The organism is Geobacillus sp. FSL W8-1251, from assembly GCF_038005945.1.
Taxonomy (GTDB): domain Bacteria; phylum Bacillota; class Bacilli; order Bacillales; family Anoxybacillaceae; genus Geobacillus; species Geobacillus stearothermophilus.
On record NZ_JBBOUF010000007.1, the window covers coordinates 1 to 1442 of the forward strand.

Sequence of the window (1442 nt, forward strand, 5' to 3'; positions counted from 1 at the left end):
ATATACTCCCAGAGGCAATGACTGAATTTTCCCCTATAGTAACTCCTGGTAATATAATACACTGTCTTCCTATCCAAACATTATCAGAAATTTTAATTTTCCTCGGTCTCATTTCGTCATCCATATCAATCTGATGATAGTTGCTATCAATAATATTTGTAAGTGGACCAATTTTGACGTTATTCCCTATAAAATCACTTTCTTTTTAAATAAATTGAATAAATTTCTTTTATTATTAATAGAAAAAAATAACTATCGTTTACAAAGTATCTTTTAAACAATCTCTTCGGTTCTTTTAAGAATCGATAAAACCATTCTAAACCGTATTTTTGCATCCATAGGGGTGCCCTTTTGACCGTTCCAGCAATAAAGTCTATAGAGGCTCCCACTTGGATAGATAAAGGTACTTTTAATTTTTCTAAGTTTTGATATATGAATAATTCCCCTTTAGGTGATCCAATGGAAACTAATAGTATATCTGGATTAAATTCTTTAATAATATTAATACCCTGAATCCGTGACAGCAGCTCATCAAAAGCACCGGAAAACGTAATCATATCAAGGGTTTAGCCCAGTTTCGGATGTTCACTTATTGAGTGAAAAGCAAAAAGTGTGATATTTGTTGATTTATCAAGCTTTCTCAGCAGTTTGAACGCGTTTTTATCACGGATTCAGGTTAATACATTTATTTAAGGTATACGCCTCATTTTCAAATCCAAAAGGAGGTGAATACGAAGATATCGGGAAGTTATATCCATGTTCTTCCTTTATTCTTTTTATTGCTAAATCCGCTACCCCCGGCAGGGAACCAAAAATAAAAACTCTGTACTGCTTTTTTTGGGCTAATTCAAAAAGACGAGGGGTTAAATCTGATCCAGATACTTTTTCCTTTAAAGATTTATTGAAGACTCTTGACAAAAAGACAATTGGAGCACCATCAACTAAAGTTAGTGCCGCTTTTTGATACGCTTCTTTAAAAAGCCTATTTTTATGAATATTAACTATATGGTCTACATTAGGTGTTACTACAAAATCTGCTTTATTATGCCTTTTATTTTGAACTATAATATTATCAATCTCTCTAACAGCCTCATCCATAGTTAGATTATCAAATGTAACATTAAACAGAGTAACTTTATTTCTTTTCAACCAAATCATCCTCTAAATCCAATTTATTTAATACATATGTTAATTTGTGAGGTAAATTTTCAAATGAATAATGTTTGTAAAAAAGCTTTTTTCCATTTTCTGATAGTTCGATTAGTTTATTGCTATCCCGTTTTAACATATTAAGGGACTCTATAAATTGTTTTGCATTATCAGCTATGATCAGGCGTGTTGATTATCCAATAAAATCCAAAGGGTATAGAAAAAAGAGCACCTTTCCTGTAGAATGTGAGTAACGACACAAACAAACCCAGGAGGTGCTCTCTATGAACAAG

Annotated in this window: 3 protein-coding genes; all 3 read right to left on the reverse strand. The window is 31.9% G+C overall.

The genetic code is table 11. From position 1 onward, the window contains the following. Positions 1–124, reverse strand: a 124-nt coding sequence (locus NSS88_RS16680) for a DapH/DapD/GlmU-related protein (protein WP_341085466.1), incomplete at its 3' end; no start/stop codon positions are given. A 70-nt stretch (positions 125–194) separates the two neighbouring features. Next, the gene (locus NSS88_RS16685) at positions 195–557 is read right to left on the reverse strand and encodes a WecB/TagA/CpsF family glycosyltransferase (protein ID WP_341084193.1); all 363 of its coding nucleotides are present in this window, start codon (positions 555–557) and stop codon (positions 195–197) included. 106 nt (positions 558–663) lie between these two features. Beyond that, positions 664–1149, reverse strand: a complete 486-nt coding sequence (locus NSS88_RS16690; protein ID WP_341084191.1) for a WecB/TagA/CpsF family glycosyltransferase — start codon at positions 1147–1149, stop codon at positions 664–666. Between the last annotated feature and the right edge of the window lie 293 nt (positions 1150–1442).